The organism is Mucilaginibacter aurantiaciroseus (assembly GCF_024055595.1).
GTDB lineage: Bacteria > Bacteroidota > Bacteroidia > Sphingobacteriales > Sphingobacteriaceae > Mucilaginibacter > Mucilaginibacter aurantiaciroseus.
In genome coordinates this window covers 181649-198733 of the sequence record NZ_JAMXOF010000004.1, presented here as the reverse complement: position 1 = coordinate 198733, position 17085 = coordinate 181649, and the positions used below count along the sequence as shown (strand labels likewise).

14 protein-coding genes and 1 pseudogene are annotated in these 17085 nt (G+C 43.2%); 7 read left to right on the top strand and 8 right to left on the bottom strand.

Features of this window, described 5'->3' with window-relative positions:
- Positions 1–147: 147 nt before the first annotated feature.
- A complete protein-coding gene (gene porV, locus NAF17_RS16820) occupies positions 148–1323 on the top strand; it encodes a type IX secretion system outer membrane channel protein PorV (protein ID WP_252759185.1) in 1176 nt (391 codons plus the stop codon).
- Entirely contained in the window at positions 1323–1808 is a 486-nt protein-coding gene (ispF, locus tag NAF17_RS16815) for a 2-C-methyl-D-erythritol 2,4-cyclodiphosphate synthase (RefSeq protein ID WP_252759184.1), read from the top strand. Before porV ends, ispF begins: the two co-directional genes overlap by 1 nt.
- A 72-nt stretch (positions 1809–1880) precedes the next feature.
- Here ispF and NAF17_RS16810 read toward each other — a convergent pair whose 3' ends face one another.
- The 8 genes and pseudogenes from NAF17_RS16810 to NAF17_RS16780 form a co-directional block, all read right to left on the bottom strand.
- Entirely contained in the window at positions 1881–5264 is a 3384-nt protein-coding gene (locus tag NAF17_RS16810; protein ID WP_252759183.1) for a trifunctional glycoside hydrolase family 18/polysaccharide deacetylase/glycosyltransferase family 2 protein, read from the bottom strand.
- Positions 5265–5320: 56 nt separating this feature from the next.
- The gene (locus tag NAF17_RS16805) at positions 5321–5482 is read right to left on the bottom strand and encodes a FeoB-associated Cys-rich membrane protein (RefSeq protein WP_252759182.1); all 162 of its coding nucleotides are present in this window, start codon (positions 5480–5482) and stop codon (positions 5321–5323) included.
- Positions 5483–5534: 52 nt separating this feature from the next.
- Positions 5535–6731: a hypothetical protein gene (locus tag NAF17_RS16800; RefSeq protein WP_252759181.1), complete on the bottom strand. Its 1197-nt coding sequence runs from the start codon at positions 6729–6731 to the stop codon at positions 5535–5537.
- Between the two features lie 231 nt (positions 6732–6962).
- Positions 6963–7106: pseudogene (locus NAF17_RS18385) on the bottom strand (GIY-YIG nuclease family protein); the annotation flags it as partial.
- 62 nt (positions 7107–7168) lie between these two features.
- The gene (locus NAF17_RS16795) at positions 7169–8008 is read right to left on the bottom strand and encodes a type 1 glutamine amidotransferase (RefSeq protein ID WP_252759180.1); all 840 of its coding nucleotides are present in this window, start codon (positions 8006–8008) and stop codon (positions 7169–7171) included.
- A gap of 103 nt (positions 8009–8111) precedes the next feature.
- Positions 8112–9209, bottom strand: a complete 1098-nt coding sequence (locus tag NAF17_RS16790) for a carboxylate-amine ligase (protein ID WP_252759179.1) — start codon at positions 9207–9209, stop codon at positions 8112–8114.
- A gap of 136 nt (positions 9210–9345) precedes the next feature.
- Positions 9346–10416, bottom strand: a complete 1071-nt coding sequence (locus NAF17_RS16785; protein ID WP_252759178.1) for an ATP-grasp domain-containing protein — start codon at positions 10414–10416, stop codon at positions 9346–9348.
- 137 nt (positions 10417–10553) lie between these two features.
- Positions 10554–11261, bottom strand: coding sequence for an alpha/beta fold hydrolase (locus tag NAF17_RS16780; protein WP_252759177.1), 708 nt, complete (start codon positions 11259–11261; stop codon positions 10554–10556).
- Positions 11262–11391: 130 nt separating this feature from the next.
- On the opposite strand from NAF17_RS16780, the gene NAF17_RS16775 reads away from it, so the two are divergent.
- The 5 genes from NAF17_RS16775 (at position 11392) to NAF17_RS16755 (ending at position 17018) form a co-directional block, all read left to right on the top strand.
- Positions 11392–12204, top strand: a complete 813-nt coding sequence (locus tag NAF17_RS16775) for an alpha/beta hydrolase (RefSeq protein ID WP_252759176.1) — start codon at positions 11392–11394, stop codon at positions 12202–12204.
- A 178-nt stretch (positions 12205–12382) separates the two neighbouring features.
- Complete coding sequence (typA, locus tag NAF17_RS16770) at positions 12383–14194, top strand: translational GTPase TypA (RefSeq protein WP_252759175.1); 1812 nt, start codon at positions 12383–12385, stop codon at positions 14192–14194.
- Between the two features lie 84 nt (positions 14195–14278).
- Positions 14279–15595, top strand: a complete 1317-nt coding sequence (locus NAF17_RS16765; protein ID WP_252759174.1) for a flippase — start codon at positions 14279–14281, stop codon at positions 15593–15595.
- A complete protein-coding gene (locus NAF17_RS16760) occupies positions 15592–16245 on the top strand; it encodes a class I SAM-dependent methyltransferase (RefSeq protein WP_252759173.1) in 654 nt (217 codons plus the stop codon). Before NAF17_RS16765 ends, NAF17_RS16760 begins: the two co-directional genes overlap by 4 nt.
- A 2-nt stretch (positions 16246–16247) precedes the next feature.
- The gene (locus tag NAF17_RS16755; protein WP_252759172.1) at positions 16248–17018 is read left to right on the top strand and encodes a class I SAM-dependent methyltransferase; all 771 of its coding nucleotides are present in this window, start codon (positions 16248–16250) and stop codon (positions 17016–17018) included.
- Positions 17019–17085 lie beyond the last annotated feature (67 nt).

The window sequence follows — 17085 nt, the reverse complement described above, 5'->3', positions numbered from 1 at the left end:
ACAGGCTTATTTAAACGTATAAATTAGTAACGGAGTTACAATAATTTACGCTACTTACGGTTTAATTGCGACTGCCCGAATATTTAATATGGATAATAACCGTGGTAATTTTTATTATTTTTAAATAATAAAACTAAATTGCGCCTAATGAAGTTTTTGAGTGCTAAAAACCTTACGGTATATATTTTACTTGCCTTGCCTGCTTTTGCAGTGGCGCAAAGTACAACTACTACAAGTGGTAGCAGTACCAATGCCATACCAACGGCGGTGCCATTTTTAAATATCTCGCCAGATTCGCGCTCGGGTGCAATGGGCGACGCGGGTGTAGCCATCTCTCCCGATGTTAACGCTAATTACTGGAACCCGGCAAAACTGGCGTTCCTGGAGAACGATAACGATATATCATTATCATACAGCCCCTGGCTTAGGCATTTGGTACCCGATGTTAATTTGGCTTACTTGGCTTATGCGCATAAAATTGACGACCGTAATACCTTTGGCGCATCGTTACGTTATTTTAACCTGGGTTCTATCCAGCTGATAGATGCCAATCAAACCGAGCAGGGTGTTTACAAACCAAGCGAGTTTTCTATTGATGCATCATTCGCGCGTAAGTTTGGTGCAAACCTTTCGTTAGGTTTAACAATGCGTTATATCTACTCAAACTTTAGCAATGGCTCATTCGTGACCGGGTCAGGCCAGCAGAACAAAGCGGGTAACGCGGTATCGGCAGGGGTATCTATGTATTACAATAAGCCTTACGGCAACGGCTCAAACTTTGCGTTTGGCGCCAACATCTCCAATATTGGTAATAAGATAAGTTACACCAGCACCGGGCCAAGCTACTTTTTACCGGCCAACTTAAAGCTGGGTGTTGCCAATACCTGGCAGCTTGATGAGTTAAGCAAGTTTACCGTTGCTTTCGATGTAAACAAATTATTAGTGCCAACACCACCCTTACGTGATGCAAGCGGAAACATCATTAGTGGCAGCGACGATAACGTATCCGTACCTGCAGGGATCTTCCGGTCGTTTGGTGATGCACCGGGTGGCTTTAGCGAGGAGTTAAAAGAACTTAGCTTTTCGCCGGGGGTGGAATATATGTATAACGATCTTTTCGCAATACGCGCCGGGTACTTTTATGAGAACCCGGATAAAGGCGGCAGGCATTATGCTACTACCGGCTTTGGCTTAAAGTATAAGGATTATAAGTTCGATTTCTCGTACCTGATAGCTTCCCAGCAAAACAGCCCGTTGGCTAATACACTCCGTTTTACCCTATCAGCAAGCTTTGGCGGGGTTAAAAATGCTTCAAAAAAATAATGGCTAAAATTAAAGTAGGCTTTGGGTTTGATGTACATCAGCTAAAGCAAAACCATCCATTTGTTTTGGGTGGCGTAAACCTCGAACATACCAGCGGCGCGTTTGGCCACTCTGATGCCGATGTAATGCTGCACGCTATTTGCGATGCCCTTTTAGGTGCAGCCAACCTGCGCGATATTGGTTTTCATTTCTCTAATATGGACGACCGCTGGAAAGGCATCAGCAGCCTGGTATTACTACAACACGTGGTTGCGCTGCTTGCTGAAAAGAACTGGCAAATAAGCAACATAGATGCCATGGTTTGCCTGGAAGCGCCAAAGATTAATCCGCATATACCCGCCATGCAGGCCAACATAGCTAAAGCCGCAGGCATCGATATTGAAGACATTTCCATTAAAGCCACCACCAACGAGCAACTTGGCTTTATAGGCCGCGAAGAAGGCGTTGTAGCTTACGCGGTTTGTTTGATAGAAAAGGTTAGTTAACGTGCAGATGTGGAGATATGCAAATGTGCAAATGATTTTATCTGCACATCCAGGTATCTGCTTATTTGAACATTATTTCTCAGGCGGCTCATCCCCCTGCAATTCGCTCTTCTTCATCTTAACATTACCAGTACGCTTTAGTACGCCCCAGGTGTTTAGCTCGCCTTTTAGCGCTTTACGAATGGATTTAAACAATATGTAATACATCAGTTGGCGCCAGATGAAACGTTGTGGTATAAGGTAAACCAGCTTGTAGTATTTCTCTTTCTCCATGCGGAAGGCTACTACGCCCACCAGGAAATCGACCAATAAAAACGCTACATAAAACACTAACATTTTCTCCGGATGGCTACCAAACAGCCCAAAAATCATGATAAGATCCGCCAGGGGCGAAAACAGCGGTAGTATGATTTGGAAGATGAGGATATTTGGCATCCCCACCATACCAAAGTAACTGTACTTTTTGTTAAACAGCGCGTCTCGGTTTTTCCAAAAACTTTGGATCACCCCAAAACTCCAGCGGAAACGCTGTTTCATCAGCATGTTCAACGTCTCAGGTGCCTCGGTATAAGCAACGGCCTCGGCACAGTTTTTTATCACATAGCCCTGTTTCAAAATACGCATGGTTAAGTCACAATCCTCAGCCAAGGTATCGTAAGTAAAGCCTCCTGCCCTAAATATCGCCGACTTGCGGAACGCCCCGATAGCACCCGGCACTACCGTTATACTATTGATAATATCAAAAGCACGGCGATCCATGTTTTGGGCGGTTATGTACTCTATCGACTGCCATTTGGTGATGATATTGGTTTCGTTACCTACTTTAACAGTACCTGCAACAGCACCAATTTCCTCATCGGTAAAATAGGCCATCAGGTGGAAAATCGCGTCGGTTTTTAGCTGTGTATCGGCATCAATACAAACCACGTAGTCGTGCTCCGCGTGGGTAATGCCATAGTTTAGTGCGGATGCCTTACCGCCGTTTGGCTTGGTAAACACCTTTACTAATGGGTTATTCGCATAAGCCTCAGCCACCATCTGGTAGGTTTTGTCTTTCGACCCATCATCCACAAAAATAATGTTAAAATTGGGATACTCTGTCTTTAGCAAGCTATCAATAGTACGAATGGCCGTTATCTCTTCGTTGTAGGCAGGAACGATGATACTTACCGGCGGCTGCGTGTGCGGCGCCTGCTCTATTTTTTTATTCATGGCAAACTGCCTTGACGCCAGGATACCTATCAATATAATACGCCCCATCGCCAAAAATATAGCCGATAGGAACAAGTAAAATATAAACCGGTTACCGATGAAAAAGCCCACTACCACTACATCATAAAAGCGACCCCAAAAGGTTTTGTCATCGCTGGTAGGCATTGGCATCAGGTCGTCTTTACTTTTACCAAGTATGTCGGCAATGGTAGTAAACTCGTAGCCGTTCTTTTTAAAGTAATGGATTATCTCGGGTAGGGCCTTAACCGTTTCCTCGCGGGTATCGCCGCCGGCATCGTGCAGCAATATCATACTGCCATTGCCTCTTTGGCGAATGGTGCGTGCCACAATACTATCGGCAGTTACGCCCGGCTGCCAGTCCCATGGGTCGATAGATTCGCCTATGGTAATATAGCTTTGCCTGCGGCTTTCTGCCACGGGGATAACCTCGGCAAGGGTTTGTGGCTCTGCATCGGCGTTAAATGGCGGGCGGAAGAGTATAGTGCTGCGACCGGTAACCGATTCTATCAGTTTACGGGTTGCGTTCAGCTCCAGATTTACCCGCTCTAAGCTGATGGTGGAAATATCGGGGTGTAAATAGGTGTGGTTACCAATTTCGTAGCCTTCATCATAAATACGCTTCAGAAGCGGAATGTTCTTTTCCACCATCGACCCAACCACAAAGAACGATGCGGGTACTTTTTCTTTTTTCAGGATATCTAAAATTCGCGGGGTAAAATCAGGATCGGGCCCGTCATCAAATGTTAAAACTACTTTACCGGGTTTGTAGCCGTACCTGCGTATAACATATTTGGTGGGTAGCTCGATGTATTTTTGATTGGTGATAGTATAGCTGGCCGTATCGAGGCTTACATCAATTTTGCCTGTTTTTGGCACGGTGACAAGGTCTAAAACCTCGCCGCCTTCGCCCGCGTAATCTATTTTATTATTTAAACCAACGGTAGTTAAACGTTTAATATCAACCCCGGTTTTTCTCAAAGAATCAATAGAAAGGTTTTTTTGGAAGAATGTCCACAGGCGCGGGTCTTCGGCACCTAATCGCCAAAGGGCAACACCGCCCGTAGCCCAATCATCTGCCATGCGGATGATGTTAAAGTTGGTAGCCGCGTCCGTAAAGTATACAATATGGTTGAGCCCGTCGGTACCCAGGTAATTGTAGTGCAGGTTGGCCGATAGCGGATCATAGGTTATGATGCTCTTTTTTTGCTGGGCAGTACTAATAGCGCCAGGATAGCCTACAGGTGAGCCTATGCTATTTTCGGGCCAGTCGAAACCACCACCCGCAACCGTTAGGATAACCTTTTCGCTTGGGATGGTTGTACATACCTGGTCCAAAATTTCTTCAACCCAATGCTGGTTAGATATATCTCCGGCATTGCTGCCATCGTAATGCTGGTCTATAGCCATCACAAACAGAAAGTCGTTTACATGCTGTAGGCGCTTCAGGTCGTACTCATCATCGTTGGGGATAACGTTTTGAGTAACCAGCAGGTTGTTGGCTTTAAAAATTCGGTACAAATCGTTTTGAAAAGCGATGTACTCTTTTGAATTGCGATTTTTAATATCGTCAATATCAACGTTAACACCGTTGAACTTGTAAAACTGCAACTTGGTTACCATGCTGTTAATAAAAACAGTACGCAGCTTTTTATTTTTGAAGATGCGTTCTACATCTTTACTATCGTACCCACCACGTACGTTATCATAGTTAACATAATTAGATAAGGTAACCAGTATTTGCTTTTTGTATTTTTTGTTGAGGTTGATAAGCCCGGTATCTATATTAACTTTAATGGTATCGGCATTTGGCGAGAACAAGAAACCCTCGGTAACAACCATGTCCAGCCGGGGCATATGGTCAACCAATGAGTTATATGCCTGCGCCTCCCATGCTTTGTAAAAGCCGGCATTTATACGGTTATCGTTATTGGGGTGCTTTAGCTGGTGTAAGCGCCTGGCTTTGGCAAGTGCCTCGATCTCTGCTTTTTCTATCTTAAAATCTTTGTATTTTTTTGATTTCTTTAGCGCGTCCATTTCCTCTTTAGAGATCTTTTTAGGAGCGGGATCAAGATTAGGAAGAACGGGGTATTCGGTTGAGGTAACGGTAATAACAGCTGCTGCAACGCCAGTAACAAAAACTATTATCAAAACACGGCTAAGCCATTTAAAACGGTTCCACCTGCCGGGATTATCGGCCTGAAATATCTGCTTATTAGAAGACATGAAGGGGATTTAAAACTGTGAGATTTAGCGACAAGGTAACAATAATAACAACGAAATTATTTAGTTTGTTTAACGGCGTCAACGCCCGAAAAATCAACCCCGCATTTGCAATTGCTGCCGCAGCTTTTTTTAGAGAACAAGCTTTTATAAAGTAAACGGCAAACGTAAAAAACTGCTGCAATAAATAATACAACGATAATAATTGCCTGTATGTTCATGTTACAAAATTAATAATTTATAAACGTATAGATTGCAAATCTAGTGTAAAGTTTATTTGTGCATAAAGGCCACTGTGGCGCCTACCCAGTCGAAATCTTTATTGTACCTAACACCTATCATTTTACCGCGGCTAAGCCTTGCAAGGTTTATGGCAAGCGTAGGTTTAGCATCACCATCGGGCCATAAATATAGCAGGCGGATCTCTATCTTCACCCCACCGTCTGGCGATTGCAGTACAGGTTCATAGATCACTTTTTCCTGCAGGATCCAGTTTTTGGGGTCTTTTATTTTATCGATATCGCCATCTTTGATATCGATAATGACCCCCTGCCCTGCAAAGCTGAAAAGTGGTTTTAAAACGTAGTTTTGCAAATTTTGAGGTATCTGCTTCACCTCGTGCAAAAACTGTGTTTTTGGGATATACTCGCCCTCCAAAAAAGGCATCGTGAACTTACTGATACGATAGAACCAGTTGGGGTGGGCTATCCATTCCACATCAAGCGGCTGGCGAATATCAACCGCTTTATTGAAGATGTTCGGCTTGCTTTCTATCTCGTCGAAGATCAAACGGTTATAAATTCTGCGGATGCGTTTCTTTTCGCCGGATGCGATTTTGTAAAATAGCTGGTTGCCCTCCTGGATCAGATCGGCAAGGGAAACTACCGGCGTGCCGATGTAGCCTTCGGTGATATAAAAATCGACCGCGGTTTTTTGGTTTGGGGCATCAATATCCATTAGCACCACTTCATCCGGCTCGTAAGGGCCTATGATGGTTTTACGAAGTAGCTCCAGGTAACTGCTTTTACTTAAGCCGTTAAAAAAGATGGTTTGGTTACCGGGGATGTTAAATGCATGCCGATAATTTTCTGCCAAATGCAACTGAAACCCATATAGCGATGGGAAGCCCTGCATCTCTATTAGTTTTGGTACGATGTTACCCGCATCATCCTTACAAACGCCAAAATCCAAAGCGATGAAATGTGAGTGGCCGTTCTCGTTTGCTACCCGCCACTTTTCGGGGATGGCACGTTCGCTCAGTTCCTTAAAATCTGGTTTTAGGATGGTTGCCACTATTTCTTCACCAGCCTGCAAAAGCTTGTCCCTAAAATCATCCGTTAAAAAAACAGGGGTTTCTGCAATGCGAAACTTTATCGGTTTTTTAAGCCCGGCGTTAAGGTCCACCAAAAAATCAGCATACTCTTCTTCACTGAAGTTTTGGTTGAATGTTTCTCTGGCTGATGGGTTCATAGTGATGTTTTTTTCCTATTGTCATCCTGTGCGATAGCGAAGAATCTATTTGCCAACTAATGTAACACCCTGCTCAGTGTGCGGGTTTATTAGCAGCCATTCCATAATGTCATTATTTAAAAAAGTCCAACTCGGGTTTTCTTGTTCTAATAAATTTATTTTTTTTGCTCTTGTCCAACCCTTAATTTCTTTTTCGCGCTCGATAGCATGATTAACATGTTGATGTCGCTCCTACCAAACTAAATAGAAGCATTTGTATTTTGATGTAAAGCTACTTTCTTGGTTGAGGCCGGAATAATGTTCATAAAGGCGCTTCTTAATATCATTAGTATCGCAGGTGTGCAATACCGTTTTGTTGTAATTAATTAGGATATATGTGTAATAATTGTGTTGTTTCCTATATCAGGTTCGTTACTTGGCGTACAATAGATGCTTCACTATCGTTCAGCATGACAAAAACTCAATATCGCTTCATCCAAAAAATTAGGGATGATGGTTTTTTGGGTGTGTACTATCTTGTCGGGATCTTCTAGTCGCTCCAGCATTTCTTTATACTTGGCTTCTCCATGCTCGTTAATCACTTCATCTTTCTTATCCTCGCGTTGCAACATCACACTCATACCGTGGGCATCTGCCTCGGGGTGAAACTGGGTTGCGAAAAAGTATTCGTTAAAACGGATAGCCATTAATGCCTGCGGAAGCTTAACATGCGGGCGCTCTTTTTCTAACGCCAGTATCTTCATGCCCAACTTTTCAATACGGTCCATATCCGGTTTTATGACCTGCCAGCTGCGCGAATCTACCGTGTAGAACGGATCACTAAGTCCTTCAAAAACTTGCTCGTTACGGCCTGCTTCGGTTAAATGTACCGGTAGCACACCAAATGATGGCGAGCGCCTTAACGCGATATCGCCCAAATTATACCTGCGGCACATTAACTGGAACGAGTGGCAAACGAAAAATACGTGTTTTTTCTGTGTGCCTTCCTGCTTGTTATGTGCTTCCAGTTTATCTATCAGTCGGAAGTATTTCTTTTCCCATTCTGTACCTTCACTATTCAGCGGACTGCCCGGCCCGCCGCTTGAAATGTAAACATCAAAGCTGGTATCGGGTACCTGACCTTTTAGGCGCACATCAAAAATTTGGTAGGTTAAATCAAGGTTGTGCTGCACCTTGTAACGCTCCAGTATATCCCGGAAACCACGCATCCCTTCGTTGGCCACACCTTCATAAAGGTCTAATATGGCTACTCTCACTTCCGGTTTATCTGTGTTCATTAGCCCCTCCTACATCCTCCCCGGCAGGGAAGACTTTTATTTTTTAGTTATTAATTTGCCCATAATCTTAAGTCTCCCCTACCGGGGGAGATTTAGAGGGGGCCTATATTCCTTTTAAAGTTTGCGATGTAATGTAGTCCACCACATCTGCAAAGTTATTGTTTTGGTTGTAAATAGCCAATTGCTTATCTGCACCTGTACCGTTCTCTAATATTTTGTGCACGTATTGCAGGTCGTCGCGGCAGCCAAGGTCATCAACTACATCATCTATGAAGTCCAATAGTTCCAGAATCAGTGCACGGGTATTTACCTCAAGCTCCTTGCCAAAATCTATCATTTTACCGTCAATGCCATAACGGGCGGCGCGCCATTTGTTCTCGTTGATCAAAGCCCGGTTATAGGTGATAAACTTCATGTTGCTCAATCGCAACTTGTACAATTTGGCACAGATACATTGGAACAGTGCTACAAAGGTCATTGTCTCATCTATCAGCATCGGGCAATCGCACACGCGGAACTCGATAGTTTCAAAGAAGGGGTGTACCCGCAGATCCCACCAGATCTTTTTGGCGTTATCGATACAATTGGTTTTTACCAACAGCCTGATATACCTGTCATAATCTTCAATGCTGTCAAAATAATCGGGGATGCCCGTCCTTGGGAATTTATCGAATACCTTGGTGCGGAACGATTTATAACCCGTGTTCCTGCCTTCCCAAAAAGGAGAGTTGGTTGATAGCGCGTAAACGTGCGGCAAAAAATACCTGGCTTGGTTGGCAATATGGATCGCCATATCCCTATTCTGGATGCCTACGTGCACATGCAGCCCGAAAATAAGGTTTGATCGCGCGGCTTCCTGCAATTCGTCTACGATCTCAAAATATCTCGGATGGTCCGTTATCAGTTGGTGTTGCCAGTGCGAAAACGGGTGCGTGCCGGCAGCGCCAATGCGCAGGCCAATATCACCTGCCAGTTGGGCTACGGTTGTACGCAGCTTGCCGACTTCTTTACGCGCTTCTTCGGTATTGCGGCAAATGTGGGTACCCACCTCCACAACGGCCTGGTGCATTTCGGCCTTTACCTGGTCTTCGTGGATCTTTTGCGCGCTATCCACAATTTTTTGCTCATGCGATTTTAATTCCCTGGTTACGGGGTCAATCACCATAAACTCTTCTTCAACACCTAAGGTGAACTCGTTCATAATTGGTTAGGAGTTATTGGTACTTATCTATTTGTCATCCCGAATTTATTTCGGGATCTCACTTGCAAAGTGGCTACTCTTATTGTGAGGTGCTGAAACAAGTTCAATATGACTTGTATTTTAATAGCGATGGGTTTTATTTCTTAGCCACCTTCTTCGGCGCGGCTGCTTTCTTCTTTGGTTTTGCTTCGTCGGCAATGGCGTGGTTAACTTTGGCTGTACTTACATTGGCTTTAGCTGTTTTTGCTGTTGCTACCAATGGTTTGCCGTTTACACCCGTGCGTACATATTCGCCCCAGGTAAGATTGTCCTTGTTGTCTTTTTGTGCTTTTGCGCGTTCTATTGCGTAAGATGCAGCGGTTTCTACAACCCACTCAAAATTGTCCTGGCCAACGCTGGTTACTTCGGCATCGGGGGCAGGGTTACAGAAATCGATAGCATAAGGGATCCCGTCGCGCACAGCAAACTCTACGGTGTTGAAATCGTAACCCAGATATTGATTTAGTTGCAACACGTATTTGGTGATGGTATCCAGCATTTTTTTAGATGCCGGGGCTTTACCATGTTGGTAACGCAGGTGGTGCGGGTTGTGTGGCTCGTATTGCATAATGCGCACGTGTTTGCCGCCAATACAATAGCAACGGAAGTAATCATCAAAAATAATTTCTTCCTGCAATAGCATTACTAATTGCTTGGTTTCGGCAAATTTCTCCCAAAGATCGTCCTTGTCGCTGATTTTGTAAACATCGCGCCAGCCACCGCCGTCAAACGGTTTCATGTATGCCGGGAAACCTACATAATCAAATATCGCGTCCCAATTCAATGGGAACGCCAGGTTACGGAACGAGCGGTCGGTAGTGCTATCCGGGTGGTCTTTTGAGGGAAGCAATGCTGTTTTTGGTACAGGGATACCCAGCTTAACCGCTAAGGCATTGTTAAAAAATTTCTCATCGGCACTCCACCAAAAAGGGTTGTTAATAACTGCGGTGCCCGTGATGGCCGCGTTTTTTAGCGATGCACGGTAAAATGGTACATCCTGAGAGATGCGATCCACAATTACTGAGTAACCCAATGCCTCGCCCTGCATCATTTTATCAATACGTACAAATTCGGCAGATATGTTTTTTTCAGCCTTTTCGTTTATCCTGTCTACAAATGCCTGCGGGAATGAATTTTCCTGCCCGAATAAGATACCTATTTTTTTCATGGTGTGATGGTATGTTTTAAATTCTAAACTCTAACTTCTAAATTCTAAAATGGAAATTCCAATCTTAAAAGAAAAATCATAATAATAAATTCTATTTAAGAATTACTGCTAATCTCTAACCTCCAGCCTCTAATCTTTTATTTAATAGTTGATAAATAATGCGGGAACATCTCCTTCCATATCGGCCAGTCGTGGTTAGCAAAGGGACGTATATCCAGCCAGTGGTTTATGTTTTTTGCATTCAATATGTTTGACATGGTGATGTTATAATCCTTACACATATCGTGATCAGACGTGCCGAGGATAATGTTCATATTCCAAAGGTCGGGCTTATTGCTATCGGGTAAAAAATCTACCGGGTTATTGTAAAATATATCGTCGTTATAAAAGCCGTCGGTAAACATTTTTATATCAAACGCGCCACCCATTGTAAACAGGTGCGCCACCATCTCAGGGTGTTTAAAAGCGAAATTTGCCGCATGGTAGCCGCCAAAGCTGCAGCCTGCAACGGCTACTTTTCTCACGCCGGTTTCGTGCATGGCCCAGGGGGCAAGCTCTTCAACAAGCATCTTGTCATACCAAGCGTAGTTGCGGGCGCGGTCGGCAGGGTTAATGCCTTTATCATACCAGCTAAGGTCGTCAATAGTATCGGGGCAATAGATTTTCACCAGGCCTTCTTCCACAAACCATTTCACGCTGTCAATCAAACCAAAATCTTTATTTTGATGGTAGCGGCCTTTGGTAGTTGGGAAAAGGATAACCGGGAAACCACGGTCGCCAAATACCAGCATTTCAAGGTCGAGGTTTAAATTTTGGGAATGCCAGCGATGATATTGTTCAGTCAAAATGTTGGTTTTAAGATGGTAAGATAGCAGGATTGTGTATAAATGTCAACAACGTGCCAAATAATTATGTTTTAGGTAGTTTTTAAAAACTATAACGGTATTTTTGCCCCCTTAATAATTTTTTACTACTATGTACTACAGTACAGATTTTGAAATGAAGATAGCCCTGCAGGAACTTACCATAACCTCAACCATACTTGAACGCGATGTTATCTGCACTCTACTAATGCCCGAAGATGGCGCTGTTGCAGAACCCCTTAACTTACTATTATTGAACGACGGACAGGAACTGGAAAACCTGAAAATGGTGGATACCCTGGAGAACCTATATGAACGCAACTGCATAAATCCACTGCTTACCGTGGCCATTCATGCGGGCGAAGACCGCATACAGGAGTATGGTATTGCCGGCAAACCCGACTTTAAAAAGCGTGGTGCCAAGGCTGATCTGTACACTCAATTCATCAAAACAGAATTACTGCCCTTTATTACGGACCATACCGGTATGGATCATTTTGAAACTACCGCTTTCGCGGGATTTTCGCTTGGTGGTTTAACCGCTATGGACATTGCCTGGAACAACCCGGAACTGTTTGATAAAGTTGGCGCGTTCTCGGCCTCGTTTTGGTGGAGGAGTAAAGACCTGATTAAAGGGTACACTGATGACGACCGCCTGATGCACAGCATGCTGAAAAGCACCATCGGCAAACCCGAACTAAAATTTTGGCTGCAAACAGGCACTAAAGATGAAACCGCCGACCGTAACAAGAATGGTATCATCGATTCTATCGACGATACCATCGATGTGATCAAAGAACTGCTTGCCAAAGGTTACGAACGCCCCGCCGATATCCAGTATTTGGAGGTTTTAGGCGGAACCCACGATACCGAAACCTGGGGCAAAGCCATGCCTAAGTTTTTGCAGTGGGCGTTTGGGAAGTAAGATAATAGCACAAGACGCGATACTTCGCGTCTCTTTTCAGAAAGGCAGCACACAATTACATCGCTCCCCCATGATAAGCAACAATTATGTAATAATCAGATAATTGTAAAATGCTTCGTAGCCTTTCAAATGCCATTTCTAAACCGTATCTTTGCGCAAAATTTAGAGGCCGCAGTACATGCAAAAAATAAGAAATATCGCGATTATCGCACACGTTGACCACGGTAAAACCACTTTGGTTGACAAAATTTTACACGCTTGCGCTATCTTCCGTGATGGGCAGGAGACTGGTGAATTAATCTTGGATAACAATGACCTGGAACGTGAGCGTGGTATTACCATCGTGTCAAAAAACGTTTCGGTAATGTATAAAGATGTTAAGATCAACATTATTGATACACCTGGTCACGCCGATTTTGGCGGTGAGGTAGAGCGTGTATTGAAAATGGCTGATGGGGTTCTTTTACTTTGTGACGCGTTTGAAGGTGCGATGCCTCAAACTCGTTTCGTAACCCAAAAGGCTTTGGCTTTAGGCTTAAAACCAATTGTGGTTGTAAACAAGGTAGATAAAGAGAACTGCCGCCCCGAAGAAGTTTACGAACAAATTTTTGAATTATTCTTTAACCTTGAAGCTACCGAAGACCAACTGGATTTCCCGGTTATCTACGGTTCATCAAAACAAGGCTGGATGAGCACCGACTGGAAACAACCTACCGAGGATATTTTCCCGTTGATGGATGCTATATTAGCTAATATCCCACCTGCACCTATAGAAGAAGGTACTTTGCAAATGCAGATCACTTCGTTAGATTACTCATCTTTCGTAGGCCGTATTGCTATTGGCCGTGTTGCACGTGGTACTATAAAAGAGAACATGCCGGTTTCGTTGGTAAAACGCGACGGTACTATCCAAAAATCACGCATAAAAGAACTTTACACTTTTGAAGGTTTGGGTAAAGTTAAGGCTACGTCTGTTAGTTCGGGCGATATTTGTGCTGTTGTAGGTATAGAAGGTTTTGACATTGGCGATACCATTGCCGATTTCGAAAAACCAGAGCAATTGGAAGTTATCCATATTGACGAGCCTACTATGAACATGTTATTCACCATCAACACTTCACCATTTTTTGGTAAAGAGGGTAAATTTGTAACATCGCGCCACTTACGTGACCGTTTATACAAAGAGATGGAGAAAAACCTTGCGCTTAAAGTTGTTGAGACAGAATCTCCGGATTCATACTTAGTATACGGCCGCGGTATCCTCCATTTATCTGTATTGATCGAGACCATGCGTCGCGAAGGATACGAGTTACAGGTAGGCCAGCCACAGGTTATTGTAAAAGAAATTGATGGTGTTAAATGTGAGCCGGTTGAAACCTTAATAGTTGATGTACCAGGCGAAGTTGCAGGTAAAGTAATTGAGCTGGTAACACAGCGCAAAGGCGACCTGTTGGTAATGGAGCCTAAAGGCGACTTACAACACTTAGAGTTTGATATACCTGCACGTGGTATCATCGGTTTACGTAACAACGTATTAACCGCAACAGGTGGTGAGGCTATTATGGCCCACCGCTTTAAAGCATACGAGCCTTGGAAAGGTGTTATCCCTGGTCGTTTAAATGGTGTATTGGTATCTATGGATACGGGTAAAACCACTGCTTTTGCTATTGATAAACTACAGGATCGTGGTCGTTTCCACATCGATCCGGGAGTTGATGTTTATGAAGGCCAGGTTTTAGGCGAGCACATCCGCGATAATGATTTGGTTATTAACTTAACCAAAGGTAAGCAGTTAACCAACATGCGTGCATCTGGTAGCGATACCAACGTGCGTATCGCACCTGCTATTAAATTCTCGTTAGAGGAATCTATGGAGTACATCCAAGCTGATGAATACATTGAGGTAACCCCGCAAAGCATTCGTTTACGCAAGATTTACCTGAACGAGAACGAAAGAAGAATTAATGCTAAGAAATTTACCTCACAGTAATCTTTGGCTTTTCTGATACTACAAAGAGAGCCCTCCGTTTAATTACAGAGGGCTCTTTGCTTTTTATATATTTGTATATAAATTATGCGCATACCAAGCATCCCCGGATTTGACCAGCAGGCTTTAGAAAAGTATTTTAAAAATACGGGGATGGCCTTTATTGGAAAGGTAGGAAGCCTGCTTATTAAACTTATCGTAAACATAGCCGTAGCGCGCTACTTAAGTAAAGACAGGCTGGGAATCATCACGGGCGGCATTACTTATATCTACTTGTTTTCGGCCATTGCAACCTTAGGGCTCGATCAGTTTATTGTAAAAGAGCTGCACCAATTTCCCAAAAATCGCGATAGCATATTAGGCACATCATTTTGGATGAAGGTTGGTGCCGGCATTGCCTGTATACCGTTGATATGGCTATGCTACCAGGTGTACCCTGCTAAAGGGACCCCATACACCTATGTACTTATTTTTTCTGTGATAGGCATTGTGCAGGCCTTTAATGTTATAGATTCCTATTTCCAGTCGGAGGTACAATCCAAATATATTATGCAGGTACAGGTTACGGGCAACCTGTTATCTGCAGCAATAAAACTGGTTCTTATTTACTTAAAAATGCCGCTTATTGCTTTTGTGTACGCCTATTCATTTGATTTTTTCCTGCTGGCAATTGGATATTATTTCACCTATCAGCGTAAAGGGCGTAATGTATTTAACTGGGTATATAATAGCCAATTGGCAAAAAAGTTGCTTCAGCTTTCGTGGCCATTAATTATATCGGGTATAATGGTTTCCTTGTATATGAAGATAGATCAGTTAATGATTCAAAACATATCGGGTACAAAAGAAGCAGGGGCATATGCTACAGTAGCGTCATTAAGCGAGGCTTGGAATTTTATACCTACTGTTATTGTAACCACGCTGTTCCCGGCCATATTAAATGCCCGCAGGGACGACTTGGAACGCTACAAAAAGCGCATCCAAAACCTATACGACCTGATGGTTTATCTGAGTTTGCCCGCGGCTGTTATCATCACCTTTACATCTCATTTAATATATAAAATTTATACCCCGGAGTATGCTTATGCTGCGCCTGCGTTATCGGTGCATATTTGGTCGGGTGTGTTTGTGTTTTTGGGTGCGGCCAACAGCCAGTACCTTATTGCCGAAGGCTATGTTAAGCTTACCTTTTGGCGCACAGGTTTTGGGGCGATAGTAAATATTGTGCTTAACCTTTTTCTAATCCCGAAGATGGGGATGATGGGTGCAGCTATTGCTACGCTGATAGCTTATGCAAGTTCGGCCTTTTTTGTTTTACTAATACCAAAAGTAAGCAGGCAGGGCATTATGATGTTAAGATCATTATTTTTAATTTCACTGTTTCAAAAAATCATAAAACGTTGAGTACATTTTCATCATTTATAAAAGTATTAACCAACCCATCGCATTTGCGTGCGTTGCTGTCTTTCGATAAAAAAGGTTATTTGGAGGATATTGGCTGGTTTAAAGCTTTTGATACCAGGTCACCCGTTGACAGGGATGGCAACCCAATACCTTGGGTTACGTATTCGTTTATTGATTTTATAAAAACAAGGCTTACCAAACAGCATACCGTTTTTGAGTTTGGATCTGGCAATTCCACCTACTTTTATGCAAAATATGCAGGTAAAGTGGTTTCAGTAGAGCATGATAAGGAATGGTTTGATAAAATAGAAAAATCGGGCAAGAAGCCTGATAACTCCGAACTGATATTTTGCGAACTTGTACGCGATGGTGACTACTGCCGAAAGCCTGTTAAACTTGCAGAAAAGTTTGATATTATTATTGTAGATGGCCGCGACCGTGTAAATTGCTGCAAACAAGCCGTTGAAGCGTTATCGCCAAACGGCGTTGTAGTGTTAGATGATTCGGAACGCGAAGTGTACAAAGAAGGAGTAGGATTTTTACTAAGCAATGGTTTTAAGCATTTACTGCTTAGCGGTATCTCGCCGGGTCTTTTCTATCTTAAATCAACCTCGGTGTTTTACAAAGCTGATAACTGCCTGGATATTTAATTATGGCAAAGGAAATTGTAAGCGAAAACGTAAAAACCGCATATGACGATTTTTACAAAACTCATGATGAGGCTTGGCGTATGCTGGGTGCCAAGTACAAGGCGTATCATATTATTGATGTTTGTAAAGGGCAATCGTTTAAAAAAGTATTGGAAGTTGGTGCGGGCGATGGCAGCATACTAAAAAAGCTATCTGATTATAATTTTGCGACCGAGTATCACGCGGTCGAGATCTCTGATAGTGGGGTAGAGCACATTAAATCGCGTAATATTAAGAACGTAGTTTCGGTACAGGAGTTTGACGGGTATAAGCTGCCCTTTGAAGATGATAGTTTTGACCTCATCATCCTGTCGCACGTGTTAGAGCATGTGGAGCACGAGCGCTTGCTGCTACGAGAAATAAAGCGTGTAAGCAAGCATTTTGTGATAGAAGTACCCATCGACTATAAAACTAACGTAGATAAGCGTATAAAGCATTTTCTGGCGTATGGTCACATCAATATGTATACCCCAACCTCGCTTAGGTACCTACTGCAAACCGAAGGCTTTGAGGTGAAGCAGGATCTTACCTCTATCATCGGCCCCGAGGTTACCCGTTTCAATACGTTTATCAACCAAAAAAAGCCCGATAACATTATTAATAAGTTTAAAATATTGGCACAGTTTGCAGTGAAGAATACGCTGGTTGAACTCAGCGACAAATTAAAAGAACGCTTTGCAAACGCTTACACTGTACTATGCACTAAAACAGACAAGCAAGCCGATATCTTCTAAGTAAAATCAATCACTATCCCGATAACTATCAGCACAATCAATCAATAATTGAGTTCTACAGCACCTA